Here is a 6,510-nt window from a genome sequence, read left to right as displayed (position 1 = left end):
CGTCCTGCATATTGTCCCCAGGTCGTCTCGGTTGCACTTGTGGTTACCACGGTCTTTCCAAACCGCGCACAGTGCAACAGGAAAGGTTCCCCCGCCTGCGCGGAGGAACCGATTTCATTGAACGGATAGTCTTAACCGCGAACGCGGTCGCGCTGCGTGGTATAGGCACCCGACGACTGGTTCAGCCAGGCAGACGACGCCGCCATCGACGACATTGCGCTGTCGTGGATTTTCTTGAACAGCTCGTCACCCATGTTCTCGTCCAGAACTTCCTGGCTGGCCTGACCAAAGGCGTCCCAAACGCTGTCCGGGAATTCCAGAACCTTCACGCCGCCTGACTGCAGGCGCTGCAACGCTGCACCGTTATTGGCCAGGAATTGCGCCAGATTCCACTGATGCGCCTCGGCGGCGGCGATCTCGATGATCTTCTGCTGCGCCGGGGACAACTCATCAAACACGTCGCGGTTGGTCGCCAGAGACAAACCGGCTGCAGGTTCGTGGAAGCCGGCTGTATAGAAGGTCTTGGTGATTTCCTGGAAGCCCATCTTTTCGTCGGCCCACGGACCGATCCACTCGGTGCCGTCGATCGCACCCGAGGACAGCGCCTGATACACTTCCGATCCCGGGATGTTCTGGACCGATGCGCCCAGCTTGCCCAGTGCCTGACCACCCAGGCCCGGCATACGGAACTTCAGACCCTGGAAATCTTCGGGGCCGTTGATCTCTTTCGAGAACCAGCCACCCGCCTGCGCACCGGTATTACCGGCTAGGAAGGATTTCAGGCCAAAGATTTCACCCAGTTCGTCATGCAACTCGATGCCGCCATCATGGTAATACCAGTTCACCTGTTCCTGCGCGGTCATGCCGAAAGGAACAGCGGTGAAGAAGGCGTAACCCGGGTGCTGACCCACAAAGTAATAATCCGCCGCGTGGTACATGTCAGCCTGACCTGACGACACCGCATCAAAAACTTCGAAGGCACCGACCAGTTCGCCCGCTGCCTTGATATCTACCGTCAGGTTACCATCCGACATTGCATTGATGCTGTCGGAGCAGCGTTGCGCGCTGTCAAACACACCAGCAGCACCACGACCCCAGGACGTGACCATGGTCAGCGTCCGCTTGCCCTGCGCATAAGCCGGAGCCGCCAGCGTGTTCGCCGCAGCAGCCGAGCCGCCCAGCGCCGAAGTTTTCAGAAATGAACGACGATCCATATGAGTGTTCCTCCCCTATATTATCCATGCCCGGGTTGCCCCGGTGCACTCGTCTTCAATGCGCGCCAGCCTAATGGCACTCAACCGAATGTGAATACCTAGTTCTGCGTAGGCAGGGCGCTTTTTTCACCTTTGGGCGCCGAAATCCGGCGATTTCGCTGAGATATCCGGGAATGCCGCCCTGCCCCACCCAATCCTTTTGCAATTTCCCACCGGCTTGCGTATCGATTCGATCATGAGGGGATTTCGAAATCTGGTCTCGCTGACCTATGCGCAGAAGCTGTCGCTGATCGCAGCGGTTCCGCTGATCGCGGCGGTGGCGGCGATTGCGCTGGTGGTGGCCTATCAGGCCCGCGCCACGGCCGAGCGCGAGATACAGGCCCTTGAACACCGCCTGATCGAAGCAAAACAGGACGAGCTGCGCAACTACGTCACCCAGGCCCGCAACGGGTTTGCCTATATCTACGGGCGCGCCGCGCCGGATGACGCGGAAGCCAAGGCGCTGGTCACGCAAATCCTGTCGGCGATGATCTACGGCAAGGACGGGTTCTTTTTCGTCTATGACTATGACGGCACCAATCTGGTCAGCCCCCGCCAGACCGCATTCATCAACCGCAACTGGGAAGGCCTGACCGACAGCGACGGCACGCCGGTGGTCGACGAGTTCATCCGCCTCGCCCGTCAGGGCGCGGGATGGCACAGTTTCATGTGGCAAAAGCCTTCAACCGGGGAAGAGGCGGAGATGATCGCCTATGTGGTCGGCTTGCAGGACTGGCGCTGGGTGGTCGGCACAGGGGTATTCATCGACGACATCACCGCCACTGTCGCCAATGCACGGGCCGAGGTCGAAGCCCGGGTGCGCCGCACCTTCCTTTACATCGGTGGCATCGTTCTGGCGGCGGTGCTGATCGTCTTCGCCTCGGGCATGTTGCTGAATATCCGCGAGCGCAGGCTGGCCGATGCCAAGCTCAAGGAACTGACCCAACGCGTGTTCGACGCGCAGGAAGAGGAACGCGGCCGCGTTGCGCGCGAGTTGCATGACGGGATCAGCCAGTTGCTTGTTGGCGTCCGCTATGCGCTGGACAATGCCCGCCGCCGCCTGTCGCGCGGCGATGACACGGGTGCGCAGGCGCCGCTGGAAAAGGGCATCGACAATCTGGGCACCGCCATTACCGAGGTCCGCCGCATCAGCCGCGACCTGCGCCCCGGCGTGCTGGACGATCTGGGCCTCGGCCCCGCGCTGAAGGCGCTGACCGACGATTTCCGCGAACGCACAGGCGTCGAGACCGAGTTTTCGACCGTGGTGTTCCGCAACCGTCTGGATCAGGACAGCAAGATCGCACTCTATCGGATCGCGCAAGAGGCGCTGACGAATATTGAACGCCATTCCGGCGCAACCTGCGTTACAATCGACCTGCGGGGGCACAAGAAGGGGGCAACGATGCGCATCACCGACGATGGCTGCGGGCTGCGCCGCGAGCCGGGCCGGATCAGCACCGGCATCGGGCTGCGCAACATGCAGGAACGCATCGAACAGCTGGATGGCACGCTGCGCATCCTGTCCTCGCGCGGGGGCGGCACGGTGATCGAGGTCAGCCTGCCGCTCAGCCGCATGCTGGCCCCGCAGGAAAACGCAACACCCAAACGAAAGACCGGTGCCTGATGCCCGATACGATCAAAGTTCTCATTGTCGATGATCACCCGATGGTTGCCGAAGGCATCCAGTCGCTGCTGGAAAGCTATGACGAGGTTGAGGTGGTCGGCACCCTTTCCAACGGGCAGGAGGCGGTGGATCAGGCCCCCCGCCTGTCGCCCGACGTGATCCTGATGGACCTGAACATGCCGGGCCTCGGCGGGCTCAGCGCGACCGAGATCATCCTCGAACGCCTGCCCGCAACCCGCATCCTGATCCTGTCGATGCATGACAGTCCGGAATATATTTCGACCGCGCTCAGCCACGGGGCCAAGGGCTATATCCTCAAGGACGTGCCCACGGATGAAATCAAACAGGCCATCGACGCGGTGATGCGGGGGGAACAATACCTCTGCACCGGCGCCAGCGGCTCACTTGCCCCCAAACAGGGCAACACGCGCGAGGCGCTGACCGGGCGCGAACAGACCATCCTGCTGGAACTGGCGCAGGGCAAATCCAACAAAGAGGTGGCGCTGGCGCTGGATATCTCGGTCCGCACGGTCGAAACCCACCGCAAGAACATCAAGCGCAAATTGGGGATTTCGTCGACCGCCGGTCTGACCCGCTACGCGATGGAACATGGCGTTCTGCAAGGCACCGGCCACAGTTTCTGACGCGCTTTGCATTTCATTTGCATTGAAAGGCGCTGCCTCTCCCTTCGGTCGAACGCGCCTTTCCACCGTGTCCCCTAAACAAAAACACGGTACGGCAGCGCGCAGCGCTGCCCGGCCCAACCGGAGGAGGCGCGCCGCAAGGCGCATCGACGACGGGCGGGAGCGCTACCCGCCGCGCGGCCGGATATCCTCGCCAAAGAACACCAATGTGCCGTCCTCATCGATCACATGAAACTCGCGCTGTAGATAGGGCTGATCGAAAGGCGCACGCACTCGCCCCTCGGGCAGATCGGCCAGCCCGGGTTCCAGTTCGGCAAACAGCGCGTCGATCCCGTCGACATCCACATAGAAAGAATGCTCATCCCCCAAAGGGCGCCCATCTGCGCGCGGCGGGCATTCCAGTAACCGGATCGCCACCGGCCCAAGCGACAGAAAGGCATAATTGTCCTGCCGGAAGCCACAGGTGAACCCCAGCCGGTTACAATAGAAATCAATCTGGTTCTGCAATGAAGAACACAGGACAAACGGCGTCAGTTGCAATACACGAGACATAAGCGGCCCCCTAACCTGAAACAGGACCAGTCTACCGCGTTCCCCGCCTCAATCCAGCAACTGATCCTTGCGCGTGCCTTCCCGTTCATAGTGATGCGGCAGCACCCGACCATAAAGCTGCCGGGTCCGTTCCACCCCGCCGCACATGCCCTCGGCCTCGACAAAGGAAAAGATACCCACATAGCGCTTGCGCGCGCCTTCAACCGGCGCGACCCGGTGCAGGGAATAGCGCCCCTTGAAGATTTGCAGATCGCCCGGCTGCAACTCCAACCGTCGAACCCCTGCCATGCCGCCATCCAGAACCGCCGTGACGCCCTTGAAGTTCTCATCCTCGGCGCTGCGCAGGTTCGGGGCGTATTCGAACGCACCCCCCGTCTCGCCATTCTGGATCGCCAGCGTCACGGTGTAGTTGTTGGTGTCGAAATGCCAGGGAAAGCCCTGCCCTTCCTCGACCACGTTGATGATCACATCCGCCAGCGGGTCGTCATAGCGAAAGAACCGATCCTCGGGGGCGTTCAGCGCGGTGCGGATAAAGGGCATGAAACCGGGATATTCGTAAATCCGCCGCAGCGGCCCGGTCTTGCCGAAGTTATCCGCAGGCACAAAAGCATTCGAGCGGTCATAGAAGCGTCGCACTGGATGGCCGATCCCGAAACGTGGATCATCCTTGGTGAAATAGGCATTGGTCCGGTTGAAAGACCGATGCGCCTTGGGCGCCACCGCATCCGCCTCGCGCCGCAGATGCCCTAACCCATCCTCATGCACAAATCCGTTCAGCACCGCGCAGCCGTCCTGATCCAGCTCGCGCCGCAAATCGCGGATCATCTGCTCATAGGCCCACGAGTCCGGGCGGTCGATCGGATACCGCCCCAGATCCACCAGATCATGCAACATGTCCCGCCTCCCTGTTCTGCGCCTATGGGTCCAGCCTGCCCTAACACAGCCCACAGCTCTGGCCCGTTTCGGACATCGCCCTGACGCAATCTGACAAGTCGGATTCCGCCCATCCGCCCCCCGGAACGGGCCTATTTTCGCGGAAATTCCGGGCATGCGGCATTTTGCGCAATAAAATGTCGCAAAATTCGCCTTTCAGGTCATGAAATTGGGTCGATTGCCTGTTGACGCCCCTTCCCCCCGCTCATAATGTCCAAGCCACGCAAAGAAGGAGCCTCTGGCGATGAGAACGCTAGTCGTAATCGTAGGAACCACGCGCATGGGCCGGTAACGGTAAACCATAATCGAACCCATGCGCCTCCGACATCATCGGGGGCTTTTTTTTGGCAACACGCAAGACACATGTCGCGAACGGAGCAAAGCAGATGACACGTGAGATGACCGGCGCAAAGATGGTGGTTCAGGCCCTCAAGGATCAGGGCGTGGACACGGTATTCGGATACCCCGGCGGCGCCGTGCTACCGATCTATGACGAAATCTTTCTGCAAAATGACATCCGTCACATTCTGGTGCGGCATGAACAGGGCGCGGTGCACGCCGCCGAAGGCTATGCGCGGTCCACCGGCAAACCCGGCGTTGCGCTGGTGACCTCTGGCCCTGGCGCCACCAATGCGGTGACCGGCCTGACCGATGCCTTGCTGGATTCGATCCCGATCGTGGTTCTGACTGGGCAGGTGCCCACCTTCATGATCGGCTCGGACGCGTTTCAAGAGGCTGATACCGTCGGCATCACCCGCCCCTGCACCAAGCATAACTGGCTGGTGAAAGACACGGATTCGCTGGCGGAAACCCTGCACGAGGCCTTTCACGTCGCCAAATCCGGCCGCCCCGGCCCGGTGCTGATCGACATTCCCAAGGACGTGCAGTTCGCCAATGGCGAATACAGCCCGCCGAAACCTTCGACCTCGCATTACCAGCCCGTGCTGAAAGGTGATCTGGAAGAGATCACCGAGTTGGTTGCCGCGATGGAAACCGCCAAAAAGCCGGTCTTCTACACCGGCGGCGGCGTCATCAACTCGGGCCCTGCCGCCAGCCAGTTGCTGCGCGAACTGGTGGATGCCACCGGCTTTCCGATCACCTCAACCCTGATGGGTTTGGGGGCCTATCCGGCCTCGGGTGAGAACTGGCTGGGCATGCTGGGCATGCATGGGCTTTACGAGGCCAATCTGGCCATGCATGACTGCGACCTGATGATCAATGTCGGCGCGCGGTTCGATGACCGGATCACCGGACGCATCGACGCGTTCTCGCCGAACTCGAAGAAAGCGCATATCGATATCGACCCGTCCTCGATCAACAAGGTGATCCGGGTGGATATCCCGATTGTCGGCGATGTAGCCCATGTGCTGGAAGATATCCTGAAGGTCTGGAAGGCGCGCGGGCGCAAGACGGATGCGGCCAATGTCAAGCAATGGCAGGCCCAGATCGCGGACTGGCGCAAGGTCAACTGTCTGGCCTTCACCAACAGCGAAAAGTCGATCAA

At 60.9% G+C, this 6,510-nt stretch carries 6 protein-coding genes; 3 read left to right on the top strand and 3 right to left on the bottom strand.

What is annotated here, in order from left to right:
* Nucleotides 1-131: 131 nt before the first annotated feature.
* Nucleotides 132-1,214 (bottom strand): TRAP transporter substrate-binding protein, encoded by a 1,083-nt coding sequence (locus MPJ51_RS21145; RefSeq protein WP_298390940.1) that lies wholly within the window; start codon nucleotides 1,212-1,214, stop codon nucleotides 132-134.
* 235 nt (nucleotides 1,215-1,449) lie between these two features.
* Between MPJ51_RS21145 and MPJ51_RS21140 the strand changes: the two genes are divergently transcribed.
* Nucleotides 1,450-2,877, top strand: a complete 1,428-nt coding sequence (locus MPJ51_RS21140) for a cache domain-containing protein (protein WP_298390938.1) — start codon at nucleotides 1,450-1,452, stop codon at nucleotides 2,875-2,877.
* Nucleotides 2,877-3,521: a response regulator transcription factor gene (locus MPJ51_RS21135; protein ID WP_298390936.1), complete on the top strand. Its 645-nt coding sequence runs from the start codon at nucleotides 2,877-2,879 to the stop codon at nucleotides 3,519-3,521. The genes MPJ51_RS21140 and MPJ51_RS21135 overlap by 1 nt, the downstream gene beginning before the upstream one ends.
* A 165-nt stretch (nucleotides 3,522-3,686) precedes the next feature.
* On the opposite strand, the gene MPJ51_RS21130 is transcribed toward MPJ51_RS21135, so the two are convergent.
* Both MPJ51_RS21130 and MPJ51_RS21125 read right to left on the bottom strand, forming a co-directional pair.
* On the bottom strand, nucleotides 3,687-4,073 hold the full coding sequence (locus MPJ51_RS21130) for a VOC family protein (RefSeq protein ID WP_298390934.1): 387 nt from the start codon (nucleotides 4,071-4,073) through the stop codon (nucleotides 3,687-3,689).
* 48 nt (nucleotides 4,074-4,121) lie between these two features.
* Nucleotides 4,122-4,967 carry a hypothetical protein gene (locus tag MPJ51_RS21125; protein ID WP_298390933.1) on the bottom strand — a complete coding sequence of 282 codons (846 nt, stop codon included), beginning with the start codon at nucleotides 4,965-4,967 and terminating at the stop codon, nucleotides 4,122-4,124.
* A gap of 425 nt (nucleotides 4,968-5,392) precedes the next feature.
* Here MPJ51_RS21125 and MPJ51_RS21120 point away from each other — a divergent pair.
* On the top strand, nucleotides 5,393-6,510 hold a 1,118-nt coding region (locus MPJ51_RS21120; protein ID WP_298390931.1), incomplete at its 3' end, for a thiamine pyrophosphate-binding protein.

Source organism: Ruegeria sp., from assembly GCF_028066395.1.
In the GTDB taxonomy this organism is placed as follows: Bacteria; Pseudomonadota; Alphaproteobacteria; order Rhodobacterales; family Rhodobacteraceae; genus Ruegeria.
The sequence above is the reverse complement of the archived record's forward strand: the minus strand, read 5'-3'. Positions and strand labels throughout refer to the sequence as shown.

Bases quoted from the DNA above. Each gene is read 5' to 3' on its own strand.
- MPJ51_RS21130 (WP_298390934.1), bottom strand. From the start codon at position 4,073: ATGTCTCGTGTATTGCAACTGACGCCGTTTGTCCTGTGTTCTTCATTG.
- MPJ51_RS21145 (WP_298390940.1), bottom strand. From the start codon at position 1,214: ATGGATCGTCGTTCATTTCTGAAAACTTCGGCGCTGGGCGGCTCGGCT.
- MPJ51_RS21140 (WP_298390938.1), top strand. From the start codon at position 1,450: ATGAGGGGATTTCGAAATCTGGTCTCGCTGACCTATGCGCAGAAGCTG.
- MPJ51_RS21125 (WP_298390933.1), bottom strand. From the start codon at position 4,967: ATGTTGCATGATCTGGTGGATCTGGGGCGGTATCCGATCGACCGCCCG.
- MPJ51_RS21135 (WP_298390936.1), top strand. From the start codon at position 2,877: ATGCCCGATACGATCAAAGTTCTCATTGTCGATGATCACCCGATGGTT.